The 22,870-nt window shown below is 74.0% G+C and carries 22 protein-coding genes; 9 read left to right on the top strand and 13 right to left on the bottom strand.

Annotated features, from left to right (window positions below; all coding sequences use genetic code 11):
* Window positions 1-8: 8 nt before the first annotated feature.
* Entirely contained in the window at window positions 9-1,286 is a 1,278-nt protein-coding gene (locus AB0D44_RS05460; protein WP_362584732.1) for an MFS transporter, read from the bottom strand.
* A 194-nt stretch (window positions 1,287-1,480) separates the two neighbouring features.
* Here AB0D44_RS05460 and AB0D44_RS05455 point away from each other — a divergent pair, with 194 nt between their 5' ends.
* Window positions 1,481-1,918, top strand: a complete 438-nt coding sequence (locus tag AB0D44_RS05455) for a hypothetical protein (protein ID WP_362584729.1) — start codon at window positions 1,481-1,483, stop codon at window positions 1,916-1,918.
* A 58-nt stretch (window positions 1,919-1,976) separates the two neighbouring features.
* On the opposite strand, the gene AB0D44_RS05450 is transcribed toward AB0D44_RS05455, so the two are convergent.
* Window positions 1,977-2,273 (bottom strand): hypothetical protein, encoded by a 297-nt coding sequence (locus tag AB0D44_RS05450; protein ID WP_362584726.1) that lies wholly within the window; start codon window positions 2,271-2,273, stop codon window positions 1,977-1,979.
* Between the two features lie 145 nt (window positions 2,274-2,418).
* Here AB0D44_RS05450 and AB0D44_RS05445 point away from each other — a divergent pair, with 145 nt between their 5' ends.
* Both AB0D44_RS05445 and AB0D44_RS05440 read left to right on the top strand, forming a co-directional pair.
* Window positions 2,419-2,871, top strand: coding sequence for a hypothetical protein (locus AB0D44_RS05445; RefSeq protein WP_362584723.1), 453 nt, complete (start codon window positions 2,419-2,421; stop codon window positions 2,869-2,871).
* A 453-nt stretch (window positions 2,872-3,324) separates the two neighbouring features.
* Window positions 3,325-3,870, top strand: coding sequence for a GNAT family N-acetyltransferase (locus AB0D44_RS05440; RefSeq protein ID WP_362584884.1), 546 nt, complete (start codon window positions 3,325-3,327; stop codon window positions 3,868-3,870).
* 114 nt (window positions 3,871-3,984) lie between these two features.
* Here the strand turns inward: AB0D44_RS05440 and AB0D44_RS05435 are convergent, their stop codons facing one another.
* Window positions 3,985-6,717: a DNRLRE domain-containing protein gene (locus AB0D44_RS05435; RefSeq protein WP_362584720.1), complete on the bottom strand. Its 2,733-nt coding sequence runs from the start codon at window positions 6,715-6,717 to the stop codon at window positions 3,985-3,987.
* Window positions 6,718-6,996: 279 nt separating this feature from the next.
* On the opposite strand from AB0D44_RS05435, the gene AB0D44_RS05430 reads away from it, so the two are divergent.
* The 3 genes from AB0D44_RS05430 to AB0D44_RS05420 all read left to right on the top strand — a co-directional run bounded on the left by AB0D44_RS05430 (window position 6,997) and on the right by AB0D44_RS05420 (window position 8,625).
* Complete coding sequence (locus tag AB0D44_RS05430) at window positions 6,997-7,299, top strand: hypothetical protein (protein ID WP_362584718.1); 303 nt, start codon at window positions 6,997-6,999, stop codon at window positions 7,297-7,299.
* 168 nt (window positions 7,300-7,467) lie between these two features.
* Window positions 7,468-7,929, top strand: coding sequence for a cyclic nucleotide-binding domain-containing protein (locus AB0D44_RS05425; RefSeq protein WP_362584715.1), 462 nt, complete (start codon window positions 7,468-7,470; stop codon window positions 7,927-7,929).
* 252 nt (window positions 7,930-8,181) lie between these two features.
* The gene (locus AB0D44_RS05420) at window positions 8,182-8,625 is read left to right on the top strand and encodes an SSI family serine proteinase inhibitor (protein ID WP_362584712.1); all 444 of its coding nucleotides are present in this window, start codon (window positions 8,182-8,184) and stop codon (window positions 8,623-8,625) included.
* A 69-nt stretch (window positions 8,626-8,694) separates the two neighbouring features.
* On the opposite strand, the gene AB0D44_RS05415 is transcribed toward AB0D44_RS05420, so the two are convergent.
* The gene (locus AB0D44_RS05415; RefSeq protein WP_362584709.1) at window positions 8,695-9,543 is read right to left on the bottom strand and encodes a GNAT family N-acetyltransferase; all 849 of its coding nucleotides are present in this window, start codon (window positions 9,541-9,543) and stop codon (window positions 8,695-8,697) included.
* 26 nt (window positions 9,544-9,569) lie between these two features.
* Window positions 9,570-10,004 carry a hypothetical protein gene (locus AB0D44_RS05410; protein ID WP_362584706.1) on the bottom strand — a complete coding sequence of 145 codons (435 nt, stop codon included), beginning with the start codon at window positions 10,002-10,004 and terminating at the stop codon, window positions 9,570-9,572.
* A gap of 218 nt (window positions 10,005-10,222) precedes the next feature.
* Between AB0D44_RS05410 and AB0D44_RS05405 the strand changes: the two genes are divergently transcribed.
* The gene (locus AB0D44_RS05405; RefSeq protein ID WP_362584704.1) at window positions 10,223-10,951 is read left to right on the top strand and encodes a Sir2 family NAD-dependent protein deacetylase; all 729 of its coding nucleotides are present in this window, start codon (window positions 10,223-10,225) and stop codon (window positions 10,949-10,951) included.
* Between the two features lie 159 nt (window positions 10,952-11,110).
* Here the strand turns inward: AB0D44_RS05405 and AB0D44_RS05400 are convergent, their stop codons facing one another.
* From AB0D44_RS05400 to AB0D44_RS05375, 6 genes are all read right to left on the bottom strand, one after another.
* A complete protein-coding gene (locus tag AB0D44_RS05400; protein WP_362584701.1) occupies window positions 11,111-14,689 on the bottom strand; it encodes a bifunctional glycosyltransferase family 2 protein/CDP-glycerol:glycerophosphate glycerophosphotransferase in 3,579 nt (1,192 codons plus the stop codon).
* A 204-nt stretch (window positions 14,690-14,893) separates the two neighbouring features.
* Window positions 14,894-15,268, bottom strand: coding sequence for a hypothetical protein (locus tag AB0D44_RS05395; protein ID WP_362584699.1), 375 nt, complete (start codon window positions 15,266-15,268; stop codon window positions 14,894-14,896).
* A 74-nt stretch (window positions 15,269-15,342) separates the two neighbouring features.
* Window positions 15,343-15,807, bottom strand: coding sequence for a roadblock/LC7 domain-containing protein (locus AB0D44_RS05390; RefSeq protein ID WP_362584696.1), 465 nt, complete (start codon window positions 15,805-15,807; stop codon window positions 15,343-15,345).
* A 71-nt stretch (window positions 15,808-15,878) separates the two neighbouring features.
* Window positions 15,879-16,664, bottom strand: a complete 786-nt coding sequence (locus AB0D44_RS05385) for a transcriptional regulator (RefSeq protein ID WP_362584694.1) — start codon at window positions 16,662-16,664, stop codon at window positions 15,879-15,881.
* The gene (locus AB0D44_RS05380) at window positions 16,661-17,077 is read right to left on the bottom strand and encodes a hypothetical protein (RefSeq protein WP_362584692.1); all 417 of its coding nucleotides are present in this window, start codon (window positions 17,075-17,077) and stop codon (window positions 16,661-16,663) included. Before AB0D44_RS05380 ends, AB0D44_RS05385 begins: the two co-directional genes overlap by 4 nt.
* 160 nt (window positions 17,078-17,237) lie before the next feature.
* Window positions 17,238-17,504 (bottom strand): helix-turn-helix domain-containing protein, encoded by a 267-nt coding sequence (locus AB0D44_RS05375; RefSeq protein ID WP_362584689.1) that lies wholly within the window; start codon window positions 17,502-17,504, stop codon window positions 17,238-17,240.
* Window positions 17,505-17,693: 189 nt separating this feature from the next.
* Between AB0D44_RS05375 and AB0D44_RS05370 the strand changes: the two genes are divergently transcribed.
* A complete protein-coding gene (locus tag AB0D44_RS05370; RefSeq protein ID WP_362584686.1) occupies window positions 17,694-18,998 on the top strand; it encodes a M48 family metallopeptidase in 1,305 nt (434 codons plus the stop codon).
* A 26-nt stretch (window positions 18,999-19,024) separates the two neighbouring features.
* Here the strand turns inward: AB0D44_RS05370 and AB0D44_RS05365 are convergent, their stop codons facing one another.
* Window positions 19,025-19,582 carry a TetR family transcriptional regulator gene (locus tag AB0D44_RS05365; protein WP_362584683.1) on the bottom strand — a complete coding sequence of 186 codons (558 nt, stop codon included), beginning with the start codon at window positions 19,580-19,582 and terminating at the stop codon, window positions 19,025-19,027.
* Between the two features lie 126 nt (window positions 19,583-19,708).
* Here AB0D44_RS05365 and AB0D44_RS05360 point away from each other — a divergent pair, with 126 nt between their 5' ends.
* Entirely contained in the window at window positions 19,709-20,962 is a 1,254-nt protein-coding gene (locus tag AB0D44_RS05360) for a helix-turn-helix domain-containing protein (RefSeq protein WP_362584680.1), read from the top strand.
* Here the strand turns inward: AB0D44_RS05360 and AB0D44_RS05355 are convergent.
* Window positions 20,892-22,820 carry an APC family permease gene (locus AB0D44_RS05355; protein ID WP_362584677.1) on the bottom strand — a complete coding sequence of 643 codons (1,929 nt, stop codon included), beginning with the start codon at window positions 22,818-22,820 and terminating at the stop codon, window positions 20,892-20,894. The genes AB0D44_RS05360 and AB0D44_RS05355 overlap by 71 nt on opposite strands.
* Window positions 22,821-22,870 lie beyond the last annotated feature (50 nt).

Raw genomic sequence — 22,870 nt, 5'->3', positions numbered from 1 at the left:
GGCCCAGGTCAAGCCGGGTGTCCGGTCTGCCCTCGTCCATCCGTTCTGCCGGGCCGCCGACGGATCGACGTGGTCCAGACGGTGCCCGCGGCCAGCAGCATCAGGGCGGCGCCGAAGAGCGGGGCGGCGGGGGCCGCGAGGCCGTCGACCGCGAGGCCGCCGAGCAACGCGCCCGCCGCTATGGCCAGGTTGAACATGGCGACCATGAGCGAGGTGGCGGCCTCGGCCGAGGCCGGGGCGCAGATGAGCATCCACCTCTGCAGGCTCACCGAGACGCCGCCGTACGCGAGGCCCCAGGCGAGCAGCAGCGCGGTCCCGGCGACGGCTCCGGGGAGGACGGCGATCAGGGAGAGGATCACGGTCAGGCAGGCGCTGACGGTGAGCAGCGTCCGGTGCGCGCCGTGGGCGCCTGCCAGGAAGTTTCCGGCCACGCCCGCGACGCCGTAGCCGAGGAGGAGGGTGCTCACGTACGCGGCGTCGATGCCGGAGACGTCCTGGAGGATGGGGCGCACGAAGGTGTAGGCGGCGAACTGCCCGGTCACCACGAGGAAGGTGACCACGACCCCGGCGCGGACGCCGGGGTTCGAGCGGAGCAGCGCGGGGAGTCGGGCGAAGGTGATCTGCCCGGTCGGCGGCAGCGGGGGCAGCAGCAGGAGCAGCGCGGTCAGGGCGACGAGGCCGAGGGCGCCGACGGCCGCGAAGGCGGTGCGCCAGCCGCCGAGTTCACCGAGCAGCGTGCCGGCGGGGACGCCGAGCACGGAGGCGGTGGGCACGCCGCCGAAGACCAGTGCGGTGGCCCGGCCGACGTGGGGCGGGGGGACGAGCCGTACGGCGAGGCCGCCCGCGACGGCCCAGAACCCTCCGACGCTCACGCCCACGAGCACCCGGGCCGCGAGGACGACGGCGAAGGTGGGGGCGAGGGCGGCGGCGAGGTTGGCGGCGCCCATGAGGCCGATGAGCACGCACAGCACAAGCCGCCGGTCGAGCCGGCCGGCCCCGACGGTGACCAGGGGCGCGCAGAACCCGGCGACCAGGCCGGGCACGGTGACCATCAGCCCGGCGGTCCCGTCCGAGACCCCGAGGTCGGCCCCGACGGGGGTGAGCAGGCCGACGGGCAGCAGTTCGGAGGTGATCAGGCAGAAGATCCCGAGGGCGACGGCGCAGACGGCCGTCCAGCCCTTCCAGGCGGGCCCGTCACCGGACGGCCGGAGATCCGGGGGCGCGCCGGTTCCGGTCTCGGGACCGGGGTTCGACGCAGGGGGGCCGGGCGCGGCGGCTGAGCTCATGGGTCGGTTCTCCGTACGGGCTGGTCGGCGGGCAGGGCTCGGCGGGGCGGGGCGCCGGGGGTCGCGCCTCCCCCGTCACCCGCACTGCCGTGCCCATTCTCCGGCCTGCCCGCTCCCTGCCTGCCGGGGGCCCCGTCACTCGGACGCGTGAGGCGGGGGACCTGGGCGGCCGGGCGGTACGGCAAGGTGGTCGGATGCAGTTACGCCGGGCCGTGCCCCTCTCCCTCCTCGCGCTCCTGGCGAGCGCCGGCTGCGTATCCGTCGGCCCGCAGGACGGGGCTCCGCTCCCACCGGGTGGTCCGGTACCGCGGGCCGCCGCGCCCGAGGCACCGCCTCGCGTGCCGGTGCCCCTGAGCTCGCCCCTGCCGCTGGGTGAGCTGCCGACGCCTGCGCAGGCCCCGGGTCCGGACCCTTCGCAGGCGCGGCCCGCGGCCAGGGCCGTCCGGCCGCCCGCCTCCCGGCCGGACAAGCCGGCGGCGCCTCCCCGGCGCCTGCGCTCCGCGAAGCCCGCGCTGGTGCACCCCGTGCGGCGTCCTGCGCCGCCTGCGGGCGGGGACGAGCTGTGCGCGGCCGCGGAGGGCGCGATTCCGCCGTCCATCGTCGATCTGTGCCTGCGGCAGTACGGGCGCTGAACGAGGCCGGGCGCGGTACGGGGCCCGGAACCGCTTCCGGAGGGCCGGGACCGGTGGGTCAGGGCCGGCGGCCGCAGGCGGAGGCGCACCGGCGGACCGTCTCGCGGCGGGCGGTGCGCAGCCGGTGCACGGTGCTGCGGCCGCGGCGGCGCCATTCGCCCCGGGGCAGCGCGGCCCGCTGGCCGCCGCCCGCGATGAGGGCGTTGACCGGGGTCATCGGGTCGGCGGCCATGGCCTTGGCGAGCAGCACGCCGACGACGAGCGGGACCAGGGCGACGGCCAGGGCCGAGCCCGCGGTGGTGACGTGCTGCATGCGCGGGCGGGCGGGCGCGCTGCTGGGGGCCTCGGAGATCATGTATCCATTCGACCAGCGGCGGCGCGCCGGGGAATCGGCGCGGATACTCAGGCCGTTGGGCACGAGGTACTCAGACGGACGACGTAGGCAGACTCAACGACGCGCGGTGGCCACCGGGCGCCGCGGGCGGGGACGGTGGTGGGTGATGGCGGTACCCGGACAGGGCTTCGAGCCTGCGACCGGCGACGGCCCGGCCCCGCCGGACGCCGGCCGGGCGGCGGAGCTGCGCACGGCCTACGAGGGGATGCTGCAGATCCGCCGCCTGGTCAACGGCCCGGCGGGCGAGGCGGTTCCCGCGCCCTGGGAGGTGCGGCGGCCGGCGCGTGCCGTGGCCCTCGCACTGGAGGCCTCGGGGATCACGCCGTCGGCGGCGGACGCGGAGGGGCGGCCGACGCGTACGGGCTACCGCGTGGCCGCCGGCCCGGAGCCGGGGCGGGTCGAGGTGACCTGGGCCGGACCCAGGGGAGGCGGCGCGGCCGAGGAAGAGCAGGAGCGGCTGACGGCCTGCGCGTCCGTACTGGAACGGCTGGGCTGGGTCTGCCTCCTCTACCGGGGCCCGCGCCGGCGCCGCTTCCTCGAGGTGGAACCCCCGCGCTGACCACCGGCGCCGTCCACCGCCGCCCCCGCCGTGGACGCCGCCGCCGGCCGGACAAAACCGGTGGCCCGCGCCGCCCCGCACCGGGACACTCGGCGGATGGGCATGCTCGAAGCACTCGCGGACCGTGTCGGCCGGGGCGAGACCGTGGAGTTCCGGCCGGCCGGCGCATCGATGGCGCCCCTGATCCACAACCGGCAGGTCGTCCGGGTCGCGCCGGCCGACCCGGTCCTGCTCGAGACCGGCGACATCGTCCTGGCCCGTGTCGCGGGCTCGGTGTACCTGCACCTGGTGTCGGCCGTGGACGGCGCCCGCCGGCGCGTGCAGATCAGCAACAACCGGGGCCGCGTGAACGGCTGGACGGGACACGACAGGGTGTTCGGGATCTGCGTGGCCGTGGACGGCGTTCCCCGCCCGGGCGCGGCCGGCAAGGTCCGCCGGTCCGTCGTACAGCCGCTGGTGCTCGCCACCCGGCGCCTGGACCTGGTCCCGCTGCACCCCGCGCACGCCGAGGAGATGGCGCTCGTGCTGGCCGATCCCGGCCTCCACGCCTTCACCGGCGGCGCCCCGCCGACGTCTCGCGCGCTGCGCGCCCGCTACGAGCGGCTCGCCGCCGGCTCCCCCGACCCGGCGGTCGTCTGGGCCAACTGGGTGCTGCGGCTGCGCGGGCCGGGAAAGCTGGTCGGCACCGTCCAGGCCACCCTCGCCCCGGCCCTCGACCGGGCCGAGCTGGCCTGGACCGTCGGCACCCCCTGGCAGGGCCAGGGGTTCGCCAAGGAGGCGGCCCGGGCCCTCGCGGACTGGCTGACGCAGCTGCCCGTGGGCGTGCTGTTCGCCCACGTGCACCCGGACCACGCCGCCTCGGCGGCCGTCGCGGCCGCCTGTGGGCTGCGCCCGACGGCGTACCGCCAGGACGGCGAGGTCCGCTGGGAGTCCGGCGGCGGCGCGGGCTCCGGCCACGGCCACAGACCCGGCCACGGCCACGGACACGGCATCGGGTGAGCGCGGCGACGCCCGTCTCCTGGCAGTGGGCCGGGGCGCAGCGTCACGGCGGGGGCGTTGGGGGGGGGGGGGGGGGGGGGGCGGGGCCCCCCCCCCCCCCCCCCCCCGCGCCCCTCACGGCGCGCCGAAGGTCAGCGTCAGCCGCGGGGTGCCCTCGTTGGCCTGCGCCTCCGAGGACCACAGCCACAGCGCGTCCGTACCGGCGCCGGTCAGGGCCAGGCTGTAGCTCCCGCCGAGGGCCGCGGCCACGGCCTGGGTGTCCAGCCCCGCGGTGTGCACCGCCGAGCCGTCCGGGATGCCCGCGAAGCTGCCGACGGCCGGACCGCCCAGGGCGGGGCGGTTGGCGTACGTCGTGCCGCCCTCGGTCCACGACCCGGTGACCGGGACGACGGAGACGGTGTCCGCCGTTCCGGCGCCGCTCGTCGTGCTCGTCTTGATGCCGAGGCTCGCCGACTTCAGCACCGTGCCCGCGGGCGCGGCGGGCAGCTGGAAGCGGAGGTAGCTCGCGTAGAACGAGGTGCCCCGCACGGCGAGCGAGCTCGAGGTCCCGTAGGCGGTGTCGGCCGCACCCGCGTTGGCGTAGGTGTCCTCCGCGGCGCTCACCTCCACCACCGAGTCGGCCGGGGCGGTGGCGAGGGCGTAGTGGTGCTGCACCTGCGCCGCGCTCAGGACGGTCGGGTAGACGGCGGTCTCGTCGAGCCGGCCCGCCCAGTACTCGCTCGTCGGGCGGTCCGGCCAGCCGCCGAGGCTGTCGCCGCCGGCGTGCCAGTAGCCCGAGAAGTTCTCGTGCGCCGTGACGTTCAGCGTGCCCTTCTGCGCGCCGTCCACGTACAGGGTCATCCCGCCGGGCCCCTGGGTGGCGACGGCGTGGTGCCACTGGTCGTCGTTGTAGGCGGCGCTGGTGGTGACGGTGCGGGTGGCTCCGGTGTAGACGCCGAAGACCAGTCGGCCGTCGTTGGTCATGTAGAGGTGCTTGTCGTACTGGCTGCTGCCGCGCGCCTGGTTGTTCCCGAAGCCGAAGAGCTTGCCGCCGCGGGTGGTGTTCGTCTTGAACCAGGTCTCGATGGAGTAGGTGCCGCCCACGGTCTGGCGCCTGTCCCCGTACACCTGGGTGTCCGTACCGTTGAAGCCGATCGCCGTGCTCGCGCCGGAGACCGCGCCGGGCGTCCGGCGCAGGGCGGGGGCGTTCAGGTGTACGCCGCTCTGGTTGCCGCCGGCCGAGGAGTCGGCGACGAAGGGCAGGGCGGACTCGTCGTAGCGCCAGTACTGCTGGGCGCCGTCGGCGCGCACCTGGTTCGGGTAGCCGTCCACCGAGGCCGGGACCGTGACGCTCGCGGTGCCCGACAGGCCGCTGGTGTTCCCGGCCGCGTCGGTCGCGGTCACCCGGTACATGTACGTCTGTCCCGGGGTCACGGTGGTGTCGGTCCAGGAGGCCTGGGGACGGCGGAAGAACAGCGAGTCGGCGGTGACCGTGGCGATCGGCAGGGCCGCCCCGTTGCGGTAGATCCTGTAGGTCAGCGCGCTGTCGTCGAGGTCGAGGCTGGTGCGCCAGCGCACCTGTGCCTCCCCGGGCTTGAAGCTGACGGCACTGGCGACGGGCACAGTGGGCGCACCGGTGTCCCCGGTGGACGCGAAGCGCGTCAGGCTCTGCTGCGCCGCGCCGTTGACGGTGGTGAACTCGCCGCCGACCCACAGGTACTGGACGCCGCCCTTGGAACCGACTGTCATCACACGGGGGCCGATGCCCTCGCCGATGCCGTCGTTGGTGTCGGGGGCCCACCCCAGTTTGCCGGTTCCGCTGGTGGGCTGGGCGAGCAGGTGATGGCGCTGGCCGTCGGGGAACTCGCCGACGCCGGAGCAGTCGTGGGCGTGCGAGGCGCTGTAGAGCACGCCCTGGTACGGGAGTACGGCCTGGGTCGCGCCGAGGCAGGTGTCGCGCCAGCGCTGGCGGAAGTCGGAGAGGTCAAGTGCGATCCGGCCGTCGAAGACGCCGCCGCCCGTGCCCTCGTTGGCGGTGTAGAACCCGGTCGCGTCGGTCGCGATGTCCTTGACGACCGAGTTGGTCTCGATGAAGCCGGGGTAGGACGTGGTCAGTGCCCCGGTCGTCGCGTTCACGACGGCCAGTGCGTGCGTGTTCGTCCCGTTGACGGTGAAGAAGTCGCCGCCGAGCACCACGCCGGTGCCGTCGGGGGTGACCTCGACGGCGCGGCCGGGCTCGTCGGCGTTGGCGGTGAAGGGCCGCAGGGAGCCGTCGGCCGCGTCGACCGCGGCGAAGCGCTCGCGCTTCTGGCCGGCCACGCTGAGGAAGTCGCCCCCCGCGTAGACGGTGTCCCCGGTGACCGCCAGGGCCCGTACGGTGGCCGCGAAGGCGGGCCGGAAGCCGGGCTTCACGGTGCAGGTGGCGACGTCGATGGCGGCGAGGCTGGAGACCGGGGTGCCGTTGACGGCTCCGAAGTACCCGCCCGCGTACAGGGTCTGCTTGTCGGGCGAGAGGGTGAGCGCGCGGACGGTGGCGCTGCCGGAGCCGAGGGTGAAGGACAGCGCACAGGAGGTCGGGGCGCCGGTGGCGGCGTCGAGCGCCGCGAAGTTCACGGCCGGCTGCTCGCTGCCGGAGCCGCCCGCGGGCGGGCGTACGGCGGAGAAGGTGCCGCCGACGAAGACCTTGCCGCCCGCCTCGGCGAGGGCCCAGACCACGCCGTTGGGCTGCCAGGTCGCCAGCGCGTCGGCGGTGAACGCCACGGGCGGGGTGATGGCCGCGGCCTGCGGGACGAGGCCGGGGCCCAGCCCGGCGCCGGCTGCGGCCAGGGACAGGGCGAGAGCGGCCGCCAGTCGTCTGGATCTACGCATGAACCCCCCAGTTCGGTGTGCCGTGCGGCCGTGCGGTGCGGGGCCGCCGGGTCATGGCCGCACTCCGCCGGACGGGGGTGCGGCCATGCGTACGGGCGCACCCTAGGGCGAATCGGCCTTCGGTTCACCCCACTTGGTGCAGCCGGTGCGGTTACCGGCCGGTCGGTGACCGGTCGGCGTCACCCTGGCGAAACGGCCCCGCACCCGGCCGCGTCCCTCTACGGTGCCCTGAGGTGCCGGGTGACGGGCACGGCACGGGCAGGTGGAGGGGTGGGGCGGATGGACGAAGAAGAGGACATGCGGCTGGCGGGGCTGACCCCGGAGATCTCGCGCCGCACCCTCGCGATGCTGCGCGGCCTCGCCGGCCTCGAGCCACCGGAGCAGGTGCCCGAGGAGGCCATGCTCGTCGCCGACGGGATCCTGGCCGAGCACGGCACCGACGGGCTGCGGGTGCTCGCGATGACGCTGGCGGCCTGGGCGACGGCGCAGATCGAAAACGTCGCCGAGCTGAGCGGGCGCAGCCACGAGGCGGTGCTGGACGCCATGGAGCTGGCCTGCCTGGAGGCGAACGCCGAGGAGTAGCGCAGGGGCCGGCGCCGCCTGAAGAGGCCTGCAGGAGGGACGGAGGCAGCACGGAGGCAGCACGATGAAGAAGCACGGAAGAAGCCGCCGTCCGATCCGGTCCGGATCGGGCGGCGTCGGCGACACTGGGTGTAGCAGTGCCGTGGGGGGTCGTGATCGGAGGCCGTCGTGAGCACACCTTCCCCCGTCCGGATGGCTGCCGTGCTGTCCACCGAGCATCGCGGCCGGCTGATGTCCCAGGCCCGCGAGGTCAATTTTCCCGAGGGCGCGCGGATCTTCGAGGAAGGCACCCGCGCGGAGTCCTTCTGGATCGTGCGTTCCGGCACGGTGACCCTGCAGATCCCCGTGACGGGCCGCCGCCGGCCGGCGCCCGTGGAGAACCTCGGTCCCGGGGAGCTGGTGGGCTGGTCGTGGCTGTTCCCCCCGTACGCGTGGCAGCTGAGCGCCGAGGCGATGACGCCGGTGCGCGCCTACGAGTTCGACGGAGCGGGGGTACGGATGCTCATGGACGCCGATCCCGCGTTCGGCTCCGCGATCGGTCACTGGGTCGGGCGGGTCCTGGCGCTGCGGCTGCACCAGACCCGCACGCGTCTGCTCGACCTGTACGCCCCGCACGCCTCGGCGGGCTGACCGGGCAGGCCTCAGCGGGCCGGCACCTGTCCCGATCCAGTTTTTCGCACAGGTTTCGCACGTGTCTCCGGTAGTTGTTCGGCCGATTCGGCGGGCCGCTCCCCCACAGGTCAGCCCGTGCCGCACCGCTGCGGTCTGCACTCATTCGCACACGATCGGTGACGGAAAACGAGGGTGCGAACGGGCGTTCATGGCTCCCGTGGGCAAGACTCTGTCCGCTATCCGAAACAGCCACCCAAGGGAGTGTTCGAAATGCGGTCCATCACCAGGGGTCTCGGGCTCGGTTCCGCCGCCATGGCGCTCACCGCGCTCACCGCGCTGGCCTGGCCCGGGTCGGCCGGAGCCGCCCCCTCCGGCACGGAAAGCCTGTACGCCCCGTCCGCGCTCGTCCTCGGCATCACCGCCGGGGACGACACCGCGACCGGCACCGTCCTGCGCGCGGTGACGCTGGTGTGTGCGCCGACGCCGGGCGGGACGCACCCGAACCCGGCCGCCGCCTGTGCGGAATTACGGTCGAACGCGCCCGCGCTGGACGCCCTCGCGGCGCCCGAGCCCGGCATCCCGTGTACCAGGGAGTGGAACCCGATGACCGTGACGGCCGACGGCGTGTGGCAGGGCCGTCGCCTCACCTACGCCTACACCTTCGCCAACCCGTGCGGCATGCGCAACACCAGCGGTGCGCTGTTCGCCTTCTGACGGGGACTCGCAACCGCCCCGGCCGGGCGCCACGTCGACAGCCGCCCGGCCGGGCAACCCTCGCACGGGTCAGCCCAGTTCGAGGCTGGTGACCCCGTAGAGACCGGCCAGTTCGAGCGCCGGGGCGGGGCCGGTGTACATCCTGGCGGTCTCGAACACCGGTACCAGCCCGAGGTCCGCGCACAGGGGGGCGGCCTGCGGGTTCGCGTCCGGTACGTCCACGGACACGAGCCCGCCGGGCGCGTGCTCCGCGAGTGCGCGCAGCAGGGCGGCCGCGACACCGGGGGTGGCTGCGTACAGGGGGCCGAGCCGGGAGGCTCCGCTGGACGGCCGGACGACGCCGATCCCCTCGATGCGTCCCCCGCGGACCGCAGCCAGGGCCGTCCGGCCGGGCAGCGCGGTCCAGGCGGAGAGGAAGGCGTCGCGCGCCTCGGGGAAGAACCGGCGGTCGTAGGACGCGAGTTGCCCGAAGGGCAGCGAGGCCGCGTCCACCACCTGGACGCCGTCGCCACCCGGCGCATCCCCGTGCGGGACGCCTTCGTGGCGGACGTTGTTCCAGGCGTGGCGGAAGCCGGACCTGCGGTAGTTGTCCTGCTGTTCGACGACCCCGTCCAGGCCGATGAGCCGCCCCTCGAGCCGCTCCATCGCCGCTTCCCAGAGCCGGATGCCGTAGCCCTGGCCCCGGAAGGCGGGGCGGGCGATGTAGAAGCCGATGAACCCGAAGCCGTCGCCGTAGCGGACCGCGGAGATGCAGGCGACCGGTGCGCCGTCGAGCCGGCCGACGAGGAAGCCCTCCGGGTCGGCGACCGCGAAGGCGAACCGGTCCGAGTCCCCCGGGTTCCAGCCCTCTGCGTCGGCCCAGTCCCGCATCGTCTCCATGTCCGCGGCGCTCGCGCCGGTGATCTCGAATTCCGTCATGCCGAATGTTGTAGCAGCCCCCGGGTTCAGCCCGCGCAGATCACGTCGTCCACCCGGATGGGCTGGGAGTCGAGGCGCACGTACACGGTGAAGGTGTCGGTGCGCCCGGCGTCCCAGAGGGTGGTGACGGTGGCCCAGCCGACCCCGGCCGACTGGGCGACGGTGGCCGGCCCGACCACGATGCCCTGCGGCTCGTTCTGGGCGCAGAGCAGGACGTCGGCGTTCGGGCTCTCCTTCTGTTTGTCCTTGAGCAGCTGGGAGACCCGGGTCTCGCGGTCGTGCAGGGTCGGACCGTGTTCGCCGTAGAAATCGGTGAGGAAGCCGACGATCACGTCGGCGGTGTGCGACTGCGGGACCGGGGGGGCCGGCGCCGGCGCGGCGAGGGCGGGAACGGCCGGCAGGGTCGCCGGCGCCAGCAGGGTCAGCAGCAGGACGCCAAGGCTGTACGGCTTGAGCTTCATGCCGGGTTTGTACCCGCCCGTCGGGACCGGAGGGAGGGCCGTGGCCCGGATCTCACCCCTGTGGAGGGCCTGATGCACCGCAGACGGCCGAACGGGTGGCGCGGCCGCCGCCTGAGACGGACCCTCGGTGACCTGGATCCGGTCGTCCGTTCATGCGGTCGTCCGGCGGGGCCGAAAACGGGTCGCGGGCGCCCGGAACCCGTACGTAGGGTCGGATCATGGGAAAGCCGCTCGTCGCAGTGTTCAGTGGGGCCGGGATGTCCACCGACTCCGGTATTCCGGACTACCGGGGGCCGCAGGGACTGTGGCGGCGCGATCCCGACGCCGAGAAGCTCGTGACGTACGAGTACTACATGGCCGATCCGGAGATCCGGCGCCGGTCCTGGCTGATGCGGGCCGAGCTCGGCGCCCTCGAGCCGCGGCCCAATGCCGCGCACCTGGCGGTGGCGGAGCTCGAGCGCGGCGGGACCCCGGTGCGGGTCATCACGCAGAACGTGGACGGTCTGCACCAGCTGGCCGGGATGCCCGCCCGCAAGGTGTTCGAGCTGCACGGCACCGCCCGCTCGGTGGTGTGCACGGCCTGCCGCGCCCGGACGGGCATGGACGAGGCGCTCGCCCGGGTCGCCGCCGGGGAGCCGGACCCCGCCTGCCTGGCGTGCGGCGGGATCCTCAAGGCGGCGACCGTGATGTTCGGCGAGCGGCTCGACCCCGGGGTTCTGGGCCAGGCGATGGCCGTGGCCAAGGGCTGCCAGGTCTTCATCGCCGTCGGGTCGACCCTGCAGGTGCAGCCCGCCGCCTCGCTGGCCGGGATGGCGGCGGAGGCCGGGGCCCGGCTGATCATCGTGAACGCCGAGGAGACCCCGTACGACTCCCTCGCCCACGAGGTCGTGCGCGAGCCCATCGGCACCGCCCTGCCGAAGCTGCTGACCCGGATCGCGGCCGTCTAGCGGGTGGCGGGCCGGTCAGCCCGAGGCCCCGTCGGCCGCCCACCGCATCGGCGCCACGTCCAGCGTCTTCGTGTCACCTACGGACCGGCCCCGGGCCCCCGAAATCCATCGGTGGGTCCGGGGCCGGTCTGCGTTCGGCGGCGGATTCGCCGGTTCTGCCTACTTCGCGGGCTCGGCGCCCATGGCGAGCATGCGGTCGACGACGCGCTCGGTGGCGTGGCCGTCGTCCAGGTCGCAGAACTCCTCGCGGAACGCCGCGCGGGCCTGTGCGTACTGCCCGCCCAGGGCGTCCGCGTTGCGCACGGCCTCGATCAGGCTCGCCGAGTCCGCCAGCAGCGGGCCGGGGGCCTTGGCCTCGAGGTCGAAGTTGAAGCCGCGCAGGGTGCTCTTGTAGTGCGCCAGGTCGTACGTGAAGAGCAGGATCGGCCGGTCGGTGAGCGCGAAGTCGAAGAGCGCGGAGGAGTAGTCCGAGATCAGCACGTCGGCGACCAGCAGCAGGTCGGTGGCGTCGGGCCAGCGGGAGACGTCGACGACGAATCCGTCGCGCACGCCCTCGCGGACCTGCTCGCCCACGTGGTGGTGGCCGCGGACCAGCAGGACGTGGTCCTCGCCCAGCTCGCGGCGTGCCTGCTCCAGGTCGATCCGCAGGTCGAGCTTGTAGCCGCCCGACCATCCCTCGCAGTTCTCCCGCCAGGTGGGCATGTAGAGGACGACCTTCTTGCCCTCGGGCAGGCCGAGCCGGCGCCGGACCTCGGCGATCCGGTCCGCGTCGGGCCGTACCAGTGCGTCCGTCCGCGGAGCACCGGCCTCGATGACCTCGCCGTCGTAGCCGAGGGCGCGCTTGAGGACGGGCGTCGCGTACGAGCTCGGGGAGGCGAGCAGGGTCCACTGGGCGCTGTCGTGCGCCAGCCCCTCCAGGATCTCCGGGCTCGTGTAGTAGTCGTGCACGAAGTCGTGGCCGATCTGCTTGATCGGCGTGCCGTGCCAGGTCTGGACGACGACCTGTCCGGCGCGGCGCTCGAAGTGCAGCGGCACGTTGTCGTTGGTCACGTAGTAGCGGGCGCGGGCCAGCAGCTCCCAGGACTCCACGCTGCCGTACTGGACGGCGCGGGCGGTCGCCGGGACCTCGGCGCGGCCGTCGCGGACCAGCCAGATGTGCTCCAGCTTCTCGCCGCGGCGCACCAGCTCCTCGTGGATGGCGCGGGGGGAGTCGCCGGCGCCGTTGCCCTGGAAGGTGTCGTAGACGACGACGTCCTTGACGGGCAGGGCGCGCTGGGCCGGGTACGTCTCGAAACGGGCGACGCGCTGGGCGTACCGGGAGCGGTCGTGCGGGCTGAGCAGCGGGTCCGCGACCAGCACCATGCGGTCGTGGAAGCGGGTCTCGACCCGCATCCGGCGGCCCTCCACGGTGAGGGGGTACGGTCCGGCGAAGAGCAGGCCGGGGCTCATCTGCACGGGGGCGCCGCGGTCGACGCCGAGCAGGCCCGCGGTCGTACCGCCCTGGGCGGCCGGGCGCAGGGTGGGCCACCAGCGGCCTTCGGGCAGCGTGGTGCGACCCGCGTACGCCTCGGGGAGCACGGGCTCGAAGGTGGTCTCGAAGGTGTCGCCGTCGCGCGTGACCGGGTAGCTGAACTCCATGCCGTGCGCGTTGTGCAGCACCAGTTCGTAGGGCTCGTCGGTGGGTGCGACGAACCGGCCGCGCAGGCTCACCGTGCCGTCCTTGGCCTCGACGGCGTCGATCAGCGGCGGCGAGGGCTGCACGGAGAGGGTCAGGTGTCCGGTGGTGCCGCGCTTGGCGAACAGGGCGCGGTCCGCGTCCCCGCCCGGCAGGGGCAGGACCAGGCCGGCGAAGCCGCCGCGCTCGTCGTGGGCCAGGCGGTGCTCGGTGCCGTCGGCGCCGATCACGGAGAGGCTCCAGGGCTCCGGGGTCCACTCGCCGGGCTCGCACGGGGCGTCCGGTACGGAGCCCAGTTCGGCCAGCGGCACGCGGGCGGTGAAGGGGATGCGGCCGGCGGTGGCCGGGCCGGCCTCCAGCGGGAAGGTGAGGGTGGTCTCGGTGGAGACGTGGACGGCGCGCAGGGTGGCGTCGGCGCCGACCGCGGCGGCGAGCTCACCGATGATCTCGACGGCGTCGTCGCCGGCGGGGCGCACGTCCAGGGCGCGGGCGCGGACGATCTCCACCTGGATGGTCAGGGCGCCGCTGACGGCGGGGACGACCCGGACGTCGGGGGCCACCCAGTGCGCGGGCGGGTTGTGGCCGGTGTCGTGCTCACCGCCCCGGAGGCGGGCGCGGTGCAGGCCGCCGGCGCCGGTGACGGCGACGGAGGTGGTCCATATCCCTTCGTGCCACTTGCCGCCCGACTGGAAGATCGAGGGGTCGACGACCGCGGTGAATCCGGCCCAGTCGGCGTGCCGCAGCGCGAGGTGCGGGGCCTTCACGGTGGCCATCGGGGAGGCGACCGTGCGGGCGGAGACGACGGAGCGGCGGCGCTTGCCCCCCTCGCGGAAGATCAGCATCTTGCGGGAGCCGAGGCGGCTCTCCGCGCCGAGGTGGCCGGGCAGGGCGTAGCCGCGCAGGAGCAGCTTGCCGTCGGCCCAGGCCGCCTGCTCCAGGCGGCTCACGACGCGGCGCTCGCGCGGGCCGAGGGTGAGGATCTTGGCGGGGACCGGCGGACGGCCGTGCAGGAACGGGTAGTCGGCCTGCGGGCGGGCGATGCCCTTGACCGGAACGCTGTAGTGGTAGTCGCGCTGGTGGTTCTGGAGCGCGATGAAGTCCTCGACGCGGCCTTCGCTGGCGAGGAAGGCCTTCAGACGGTCGGCGACGGTCAGGTCGGACCAGGGGGCGGTGCCGATCTCGCGGACGAGCCCGCCGACCTCCTTGACGAACGCGGCGCGGAAGTCGGCGCCGCCCTCACCGACGTACTTGTAGATGAGCGGGAGTTCTTCGCTCAGCACGTTGTAGTCGTAGTCGCGCAGGTAGCGGACGTACTTGGCGCCCTGCTTGGCCTTGAGGGACTCGCGGACCAGGCGTACGGACTTCACACGGTCGATGAGGGAGACCGGGTCGGTGGAGCGCTGGGTGATGGAGCGCTCGCCGGTCTCGCGGACGCGCCAGTGGTAGACGCAGTCGCTGAGGATGTCGACGCTGGACGCGAAGTAGTGCGCGGGGATGCTGACCGGGGCGTCCTCGTAGAGGATGCCCTCCGGGTACTGGAAGCCGTGCTCGTCCCAGAAGGTGCGCCGGTAGACCTTGTTCCACGCGGTGCGGTCGGTGACCAGCGCCGGGAACTTGGAGATGTGGGTCTTCAGCTGCGTCTTGGCGAAGGCCGCCCGGTGGCCCCAGGACTGCTGCATGCCGACGGAGCGGAAGCGCTTCACGTTGCCGCCGGCGAAGTCCGAGCCCGTCTCGTCGAGGGCTTCGATCATCCGCTGGTAGGCGTAGTCCGGCATGGTGTCGTCGCTGTCGACGAAGGCCAGGTACTCGCTGTCCTTGTGGGCATGGCGGGCGCCTGCGTTGCGGGCGGCGCCGAGGCCGGCGTTCTCCTGCATGACCACCCGGAAACGCTTGTCCCGTGCGGCGAACGCCTTGGCGATGACGGCGCTGCTGTCCGTGGACCCGTCATCCACGAGGATGGCCTCAAAGTCCGCGAAGGTCTGAGCGGCGATGGATTCCAGGCACTCGTCGAGGTAGAGCTCGACGTTGTAGACGGGGACGACGATGCTCAGGCGCGGGGGCATGGGTGGCGGGTTCTCCAGCGTTTTGGTGCTTTGTCGATGATCAGCTGCTCACAGCATCTTACTAGGTGGCGGAATCATGGACTCCTCCGATATCGGGCATACCACGGCCGATCGCCGGGGCGGACGGCAAAGAATTCAGCCGCCCGCCACCTCGACGATGCGCTGCCGCGCCCGGAGGGGCGCGGCCGGGAGGAGGCCCCCCGGTCAGATCTCCAGCTCCGCCTCGATCCTCTTCAGCTGGTGGCGGGCCATCGCGAGGTTGGCCCGCCCCCGGTCGAGGGCGAGGTAGAGGAAGAAGCCGGAGGATCCCCTGCCCTTCAAGAGGCGGATCAGGTGGTACTGGTTCCCCAAGGTGATGAGGATGTCCTCGATCTCGTCGTTGAGGCCCAGCATCTCCATCGTGCGGACCTTGGCGCGGACCACGTCCGTGTTGCCCGCGGCGGCGACCGCGAGGTCCAGGTCCTTGCCGCCGCCGACGGTACCGAGGGCCATCCCGCTGCCGTAGTCGACCAGGGCGGCGCCGAGTGCGCCGTCGATGACGGTGGTGGCTTCCTTGAGGGTGGTCTCGACGTTTGCCATGACTGGTTCCTCTTTCTCGTTTCCTGCTGGGTGTTACCGGATCCGATGGGGTCCTGGTGTCGGCTGGTACGGGGTCAGGCGGGCAGGGCGGGCGGCGCGGGTGGCACCGGCGGGAGGGGCGGGGCCGGGCGGGAGCCGGCGCCCCGCCGCCCGAGGGTGTGGTCGAGGAGCTCGGCTATGCGCAGGCTGGAGCGCCGGGCCTCGAGGTGCAGGCGCCCGACGTTGACGCGCGTCTCCGCGGTCAGGGTCAGGACGGCCGCCTCGCCGGCCGCGTAGGTGGCCACGTAGCCGTGCTCGCCGCGCACCAGGAGTTCGCGGAATCCGCCCTGCCCGGTGCTGTCGCTCAGCCGCTGGGCGACGCCGAGGGCGGCCGCGGTCAGGGCGGCGACGGTCTCGCCCTCGGCGGCGGCGCTGTCCTGGGCGAGCACGAGGCCGTCGGCGCTGGCGGCGAGGGCGCCGGTGAGCTGGGGCACGCGGGCCCGCAGCCTGCGGAGCTCGGCGAGTATCTCGGCCTCCGCCTCGGGCGGCACCGTGCTCATGTCGGCCTTTCTCCTTTCGGGCTGCCTCCGCTCGGAGCGGTCGGCGCGCAGGGCCGGTCGCAGCGGGAGCCTCACAGGCTTGCCTCCAGTGCGTCGCGTAACCGGCGGAGCAGCGCCACGTCCGGGGATTGGGCCTGGGTCATCCAGTCGGGCAGGGGTTCCGCTTCCGGGGCCGGGGCCGGGGTGTGCGGGGTCTCGACGAGTCCGGCCGCCGCGAGGCGCCGTACGTCGAGCAGCGTGTGGAAGGCGGGCCGGCCCAGCACCCACGCGAGGTCGGCCGGCGTGCGCACGCCGTCGGCGTGGCCGAGGAGGAGCCGCTGCCGGGGGGTGACGGTCTGTCCGGGCGCGGCGGGCCGCGGTACCACCGGGGCGGTGTCGAGCAGCGGGTAGGGCCAGACCGCGTCGAGGAGTTCCCTGCGGCGCCGGGTCTCGCGTTCGACGGCGGCGGCCGGGACGGAACGGACGGAGCCGATCCAGTGGGTGGCCCCGCGGCGGAACCGGGAGGGGCCGCTGCCCGGGGAAAGGGCGAAGAAGGCGGCGTCGAAGATGGCGGCGAGGTGGCAGATCTCCAGTTCCCCGCCCGCGAGGCCGCCGCTGTCGACGAGGAAGCGGGCCACTTGGCGGCGGGCGCCGGCCCGGTCCACGGCCTCCCGCCAGCGCTCGGGGGCGAGGCCGCCGCCGGTGGTGAGCAGCACGTCCAGGCCGGGGGTGGCGGGGCTCTCGGCGTGGACGACGTTGCCGTTCTCCAGGAAGAGGGTGCCGCGGTCGCGTAACAGGGCGCCGGTGGCGCGTTCGGCGGCGAGCCGGGTCAGGAGGGGGGAGACGGCGACGGACGGGGTCGCGGTCGGGGTCGTCATCTGAGCACCAGCCCTTCCGCCAGGGCGCGGAGTCTGTGGCGTGCGAGGGCGAGGTTGCCGTCGGCGCGGTCGAGCCACAGGTGCAGGAAGACGCTGCTGTCGAAGCTCGTCTCGACGAAGCGCAGCACGTGGTAGCCGGTGCGGGTGGTGACGATCAGGTCCTCGACGGGCTGGCCGGTGGCGTCCCCGGGGGCGGCGGCGCCGGGCGGGGCGTCGGGCGCCGGGGCGAAGGACTCGTACTCGGCGGCCGCGCGGGCCAGCTCGGCGGTCTCGGCGGCGGTGGTCTCGTGGTCCCCCACGGGCGACTCCCCCGCGGTGCCGAGGGCCAGTCCGCTGCTCCAGTCGACCAGCGCGGCCCCCCGCGCACCAGGCAGGGCCATGGCTTCGAGCAGGCATTCGTCGATCCCGGGCACGCGGGCTCCCCTCCCGGCCGGACGTGCGGAGTGCACGGTCGTACGGCGCGACAGGAGGGAACTTACTCAACTTCCACAGAGCGGAAGGGGGTTCTGGCATTTTCCGCTGGAACATGCGCCGAACCGCACGAGAGCTTGGCCGGAACCCGTCGGATTTTGATCACGACGCGAGCGGGAGATCGTCCGAGAGTCTGAACGACCCGCCCTCGCGGAGCACGTAGCCCTCATGACTGAGAGTACGCAGGAGGTGGTAGACGGTGGGCAGCGGGATCCCGGTGACCCGGGCGAGCCGCTTGGCCGTCACCCCGCCTTCCGCGTACATCGCCTCCAAGAGGCGCAGCGCGCGCTGTACGGAACCGATCAGGGTGGGTGTGGTGTCCTTGTGACCGTGCTCCTGGCTGTGGTGGTCCTGGCTTTCGGCGCCCATGAGTAGTCCCCCTGCTCCGGTACGAGGCCTGGCAAAGCCATCAAAGTCGCTCATCAGCCGCAAAACCAAGCGGACTCGCGTAAACCTGAGCATAAGATCACCGGATCCCACCCGAGTCCTCGAAACGGCCGGGGCGTGTCTATGCTGCCCCGACCGCGGAGCCGAGGGGCCCGCGGCGGGGAGGGATGCATGGAGATCGCCGGCGGCGTGGCCGCGCCACCGACACGGGAGTGCCCGCAGTGCGGGGACGGCGTGCCCGTGGACGAGCGGTACGTCGAATGGTGCGCGGCCTGCGACTGGAACGTGGACCCGGGCGCGCCGGACCCGGAGCCCGGGCGGATCGCAGCCGTGCGGCGGCGGCTGGCGCGGGAGTACGGGGAGCAGCTCTCGGCCGAGATGGAGCGCGGGGCGGACGGCAGTGCGCCGCAGGCGCGGGACGTGACGACGGTGGTGGCCTTCGGCGTCTCGCTCCTGGTGCACGGGCTGACGGCGATCCTGGTGCTCGCGGGAGTGCTGCTGGTCGTCCTGGGGTGGGAGACCGGGGTACAGCCGGTGGCCGGTGTGCTGCTGCTGGGGCTCGCCGCGGTCCTGCGGCCGCGCCCGCAGCGGCTGCCGCAGGACGAGCCGGTGCTCTACCGGGCGGACGCGCCGCGGCTGTTCGAGCTGATCGACGAGGTCGGGGCCGCGGTCGGGACGGGCGGGGTGCACGCCGTGGTCGTGCAGCCGGTCGCGAACGCGGCGGTGACCACCTACGGCCTGCGGCAGCGACGGGTGATGTACCTGGGGCTGGGCCTCTGGGAGATCCTCTCGCCGCAGGAGCGGGTGGCCCTGCTGGGCCACGAGTTGGGCCATTTCGCCAACGGCGACCTGCGGCGCGCTCGGGTGACGGCCGGGGCACTGCACTCCCTGGCGGTCTGGTCCTACGTGCTGGCGCCCACGGACCCCCGGCAGTTGCTGGACCGGTTCGTGAACGCGGTGACGTTTCTGCCCCGGTGGGCGGTGTACGGGCTGCTCCTGCTGCTCGACCGCCTGACGCTGCGGGCCTCGCAGCGGGCGGAGTACCTGGCCGATGCGAGCGCGGCCCGGGCCGGGTCCACGCAGGCCGCCGTCGGGCTGATGGACCGGCTCCTCGTCTGCGACTCCGTGGAGGCGGAGCTGCGGCGCGAGGCGGTGGCGGCGCAGATGCGCGGCGGCCGCGGCGGGCGCGAGGCACGCGACCTGGCCGAGCAGGGGCTGTGGGAGCGGGTGGCCGCGTATGGCGGCGCCGTCCCGGAGCGCGAGTACGAGCGGCTGCGGCGGGTGGCCGCGCGCCGCGGCCACAGCGTGGACGCCACGCACCCGCCGACGCACCTGCGCCGCCGCTGCGCGGCCGCGGGCGGCCCGCATCCGGCGGGCGTCGTCCACGACACGGCGCGGGCGGGCGCGATCGGCGCGGAACTCGCCCCGGTGCGGGCGGCGTTGGCGCGCCGGGTGATCCGCGACCACGCGGGCTGAGCGGCGGCCGCCGCCGGCCCCCGTGGCTACGGCTGCTGCGGCAGGAGGCGTTCGGCCATCGTCTCGATGAGGCCCTGCACCGGGTGGTCGTCCAGCAGGGTCGGCACGGTCAGGTCGTCCACCATCAGGCCCAGCATCGCCAGGTAGAGCAGGACCACCCCCCGGCGGTCGCCCGGCAGGCCCGAGTCCAGGTGCCAGGCGACGTTCGCCTCCAGCTCCGTGCGCAGGAACCCGGCCAGCTCCGTCTGGAGTTCGGGGCGCCGGGTGGCCTCCAGGCGCAGCTCCAGCATGGAGATGTGCACGCTGCGCTCGCGGCGCATCCGCTCCAGCAGCCCGCCGAGCAGCACCTCCGCGTCCAGCGGGCCGGTCAGCTCCGCCGGGTCCGGGACGAGCCGCTCCCGCGTGCGGTGCAGGATCTGGACGAGCAACTGGGCCCGGTTGGCGAAGTAGTTCGAGGTCGTCCCCGTGGGCACGCCCGCCTCCGCGTCCACCGCGCGCAGCGTCAGGCCGCGCGAGCCTTCGCGGGCGAGGACTTCGATGGCTGCGTCGAGCAGCGCGGCGCGGCGCTGCGGGTTCTGGCGCATGGGCGGTCCCTGGGTGGATGCGGCACGTCCTGTGAACACTGCACGTGCAGTGCTTCGCACAAGGTAGCGGATGGACCGGGTCCGGACCCTCCCCACCGCCCCCTCCACCGTGCCAGGCTGCCCGTCATGGAGCGGATCATCGAGGAGATACGCGAGGACCTGGCCCGCCGCCTCGCCGTGGCGGCGGACCGGCTCGCCGACCGGACGCTGGCCGAGGATCCCGCGTACGCCGCCCTGCTCGGCCGGGCCGAGCTGCGCGAGCGGATCCACCACAACCTGGGCCAGGCCGTCGAGGCCCTGCTCCGCAGGTCCCGCGGCCTGCCGGTGGAGCTCGACGACGCCCGGGCCACCGGCACGCTGCGAGCGCAGCAGGGGGTGCCGCTCACGTCGTTGCTGCGCGCCTACCGCAGCGGCGGGCGGCTGCTCTGGACGGCCCTGACCGAGGCGGTGGCCGCGCACGACCGGTCGGCGCTGCCCCGCCTGCTGCCGGGTGCGAGCGCCCTGTGGGACGTCCTGGACCAGATGACGGACGCCGTGTCCGAGTCCTACCGCCGCACCGAGGCCGCCCGCGCGGGCCGCGACCGGGAGCGCCGCGCGGCCCTGCTGGACGTGCTGCTGGACGGCGCAGCCGTGCCCGGCGGCCCCGCGGCCTGCGAGGCCGCGGCGCAGCTGGGGCTTGCCGAGCGCGGCCGGTTCGCCGTGGTCGCGGTGGCCGCCGCCGGCGACCCCGGGGCCGCGCAGACGGCCGTGGCGGGCCCCGGCGCCGCGGGAGCGCCCCGGGTGCTGTGGCGGATCCGGGCCGACGGCGAGAGCGGCCTGGTGGAGCTGGGCCACCATCCGCTGGAATCCGTACGGGAACTGCTCGCGCCGCTCGGGGTTCGCGCCGGGGTCAGCCCGGTCGTGGAGACGCCGGCCGAGCTGGCCGGGGCGCACCGGCTCGCCGCCCTCGCGCTGCGCACCGCCCCCGAGCCCGGCGGCCCGCGCACCGCGCTGCTGGACGAGGGTCTGCCGGCGGCGCTGGTCGCGGCCCAGCCCGAACTCGCCGGACGGCTCCGGACGGTGGTGTTGGGCCCGGTGCTGGCGCTGCCCGCGCAGGACCGCCGGCTGCTGCTGACCACGCTGGGCACCTGGCTGGCCTGCCAGGGCTCGACGACGCACGCCGCGCAGCGGCTGTACTGCCACCGCAACACCGTCTCGAACCGGCTGCGCCGCCTGGAGCAGCTCACGGGCCGCGCCCTGTCGGACCCCGTGCACGTGGTGGAACTCGCGCTGGCGCACGCGGCGGTGGCCCAGCGGGCCGCCGCCTCCGCTACGGCGCGTCCGACGACTTCGCCGACTCCAGCAGGTACGGCACGTCGATCACCGCGACTCCCGGGGTGAACAGCAGCCGGGCCTTGAGCCGCAGGGCGTTCTGGTTGTGCAGGGGCTGCTCCCACCAGTGGCCGACCACGTACTCCGGGATCACCACCGAGAGCACGTCCGTCGAACTGTCCGCCGCCAGCTCCTGGACGAGGGCCAGGACCGGGGCCACCACCTCGCGGTACGGCGAGTGCAGGATCTTCAGCGGGAGGCCCGGGTCGTGCTCGGCCCACTCCTCGCGCAGCCGGGCGGCTTCCCCCTCGTCCGCCGCGACGGTGACCGCGGTCAGCGTCTCGGGGCGCAGGCCCTGCGCGTAGCCGAGTGCCTTGAGGGTGGGGGCGTGCACGGAGGAGACGAGGACCAGGACGTGGTGGCGGGCGGGTTTGCGCGGCTTCGCGCCGGGCGGGACGGCGACCTGCCGGGCGACCTGGTCGTAGTGGCGGCGTACGCCCTTCATGCCGAGGAACAGCAGGGGCATGGCGATGACGACCAGCCAGGCGCCGTGCGTGAACTTGGTGATCAGGACGATGACCAGGACCAGGGCGGTCAGGGAGGCGCCGACCGCGTTGATGGCGAGCCGGCGGTGGATGTGCACCCGCTCCTCGCGCGGGGTGGCCGGTGAGGCCAGCTCCTTCCTCCAGTGCCGGACCATGCCCGCCTGGGAGAGGGTGAAGGAGACGAAGACGCCGATGATGTAGAGCTGGATGAGCCTGGTCAGTTCGGCGTCGAACGCGACGATCAGGGCGATGGCGGCGAGTGCGAGGAGCACGACGCCGTTGGAGTAGACGAGCCGGTCGCCCCGGTTGAAGAGCTGGCGGGGCGCGTAGCGGTCCTTGGCCAGGATCGAGGCGAGCATCGGGAAGCCGTTGAAGGCGGTGTTCGCGGCGAGGACCAGCACGCCGGCGGTGACGGCCTGGAGCAGGTAGAAGAGGAAGTGCCAGCTCCCGAAGGTGGCGCGGCCGATCTGGGCGAGGGCGGTGGAGGTTGCGGTGCCGGGCGGCAGGCCCAGTTCGGTGGGGTCGGCCGCGACGTGCACCCGGTACGTCATGGCGAGCGCGGTGATGCCCATGAACATGGTCACCGACAGCACGCCCATGGCGGCGAGGGTGGTCGCCGCGTTCTTGGCCTTGGGCTTGCGGAAGGCGGGGACGCCGTTGCTGATGGCCTCGACGCCGGTGAGGGCGGTACAGCCGGAGGCGAAGGCGCGCATCGCGAGGAGCACCACGGCCAGGCCGGTGTAGGTGCCCGCCTCGGTGATGGGCAGGTCGGCGGACTCGGCGCGGATGGTGTCGCCGGTGGCCAGGCGTACGGCGGCGCAGGCGAACATGAGGTAGATGACGAGGACGAAGCCGTAGGTGGGGAGGGCGAAGACGCGGCCCGACTCGCGTACGCCGCGCAGGTTCATGAGGGTCAGCAGGACGACGAATCCCACGGACATGCCGACCTCGTGGTCGTCCAGTGCGGGGATGGCCGAGGTGATCGCGGCGACGCCGGAGACCACGGAGACGGCGACGGTCATCACGTAGTCGACGAGGAGGGCGCTGGCGGCGGTCAGGGCGGCGGTCTGTCCGAGGTTCTCGGAGCTGACGACGTAGGCACCGCCGCCGCCGGGGTAGGCGTGGCAGGTCTGCCGGTAGGAGGCGACGACGACCACGAGCAGGAAGACGATGGCGGCGGCCGCGTACCAGGTGAGGTGGAGCAGTGCGACGCCGCCGAGGGCGAGGATCAGCAGGATCTCCTCGGTGGCGTAGGCCACGGAGGAGAGCGGGTCGCTGCAGAAGATCGGCAGGGCGAGCCGCTTGGGCAGCAGGGTCTCGCCCATCCGGGCGGTGTCGAGGGGTTCACCGACCAGCATGCGTTTCACATTGATACGCCTCATTGGGGAATGATCGTGCATGTCTTGCGCGATTCGTCCCGTTTGGTGACGGT

Source organism: Streptomyces sp. NPDC048349, assembly GCF_040651925.1.
Taxonomy (GTDB): Bacteria; Actinomycetota; Actinomycetes; order Streptomycetales; family Streptomycetaceae; genus Streptomyces.
Note: the sequence above shows the minus strand (reverse complement) of the source record. Positions and strands in the feature narration are given on the sequence as shown.

Excerpts from the sequence above, each read along its gene's own strand:
- AB0D44_RS05460 (WP_362584732.1), bottom strand. The coding sequence starts at position 1,286 with ATGAGCTCAGCCGCCGCGCCCGGCCCCCCTGCGTCGAACCCCGGTCCC.
- AB0D44_RS05455 (WP_362584729.1), top strand. The coding sequence starts at position 1,481 with ATGCAGTTACGCCGGGCCGTGCCCCTCTCCCTCCTCGCGCTCCTGGCG.
- AB0D44_RS05450 (WP_362584726.1), bottom strand. The coding sequence starts at position 2,273 with ATGATCTCCGAGGCCCCCAGCAGCGCGCCCGCCCGCCCGCGCATGCAG.
- AB0D44_RS05445 (WP_362584723.1), top strand. The coding sequence starts at position 2,419 with ATGGCGGTACCCGGACAGGGCTTCGAGCCTGCGACCGGCGACGGCCCG.
- AB0D44_RS05435 (WP_362584720.1), bottom strand. The coding sequence starts at position 6,717 with ATGCGTAGATCCAGACGACTGGCGGCCGCTCTCGCCCTGTCCCTGGCC.
- AB0D44_RS05430 (WP_362584718.1), top strand. The coding sequence starts at position 6,997 with ATGGACGAAGAAGAGGACATGCGGCTGGCGGGGCTGACCCCGGAGATC.
- AB0D44_RS05420 (WP_362584712.1), top strand. The coding sequence starts at position 8,182 with ATGCGGTCCATCACCAGGGGTCTCGGGCTCGGTTCCGCCGCCATGGCG.
- AB0D44_RS05415 (WP_362584709.1), bottom strand. The coding sequence starts at position 9,543 with ATGACGGAATTCGAGATCACCGGCGCGAGCGCCGCGGACATGGAGACG.
- AB0D44_RS05410 (WP_362584706.1), bottom strand. The coding sequence starts at position 10,004 with ATGAAGCTCAAGCCGTACAGCCTTGGCGTCCTGCTGCTGACCCTGCTG.
- AB0D44_RS05405 (WP_362584704.1), top strand. The coding sequence starts at position 10,223 with ATGGGAAAGCCGCTCGTCGCAGTGTTCAGTGGGGCCGGGATGTCCACC.
- AB0D44_RS05400 (WP_362584701.1), bottom strand. The coding sequence starts at position 14,689 with ATGCCCCCGCGCCTGAGCATCGTCGTCCCCGTCTACAACGTCGAGCTC.
- AB0D44_RS05395 (WP_362584699.1), bottom strand. The coding sequence starts at position 15,268 with ATGGCAAACGTCGAGACCACCCTCAAGGAAGCCACCACCGTCATCGAC.
- AB0D44_RS05390 (WP_362584696.1), bottom strand. The coding sequence starts at position 15,807 with ATGAGCACGGTGCCGCCCGAGGCGGAGGCCGAGATACTCGCCGAGCTC.
- AB0D44_RS05385 (WP_362584694.1), bottom strand. The coding sequence starts at position 16,664 with ATGACGACCCCGACCGCGACCCCGTCCGTCGCCGTCTCCCCCCTCCTG.
- AB0D44_RS05375 (WP_362584689.1), bottom strand. The coding sequence starts at position 17,504 with ATGGGCGCCGAAAGCCAGGACCACCACAGCCAGGAGCACGGTCACAAG.
- AB0D44_RS05370 (WP_362584686.1), top strand. The coding sequence starts at position 17,694 with ATGGAGATCGCCGGCGGCGTGGCCGCGCCACCGACACGGGAGTGCCCG.
- AB0D44_RS05365 (WP_362584683.1), bottom strand. The coding sequence starts at position 19,582 with ATGCGCCAGAACCCGCAGCGCCGCGCCGCGCTGCTCGACGCAGCCATC.
- AB0D44_RS05360 (WP_362584680.1), top strand. The coding sequence starts at position 19,709 with ATGGAGCGGATCATCGAGGAGATACGCGAGGACCTGGCCCGCCGCCTC.
- AB0D44_RS05355 (WP_362584677.1), bottom strand. The coding sequence starts at position 22,820 with ATGAGGCGTATCAATGTGAAACGCATGCTGGTCGGTGAACCCCTCGAC.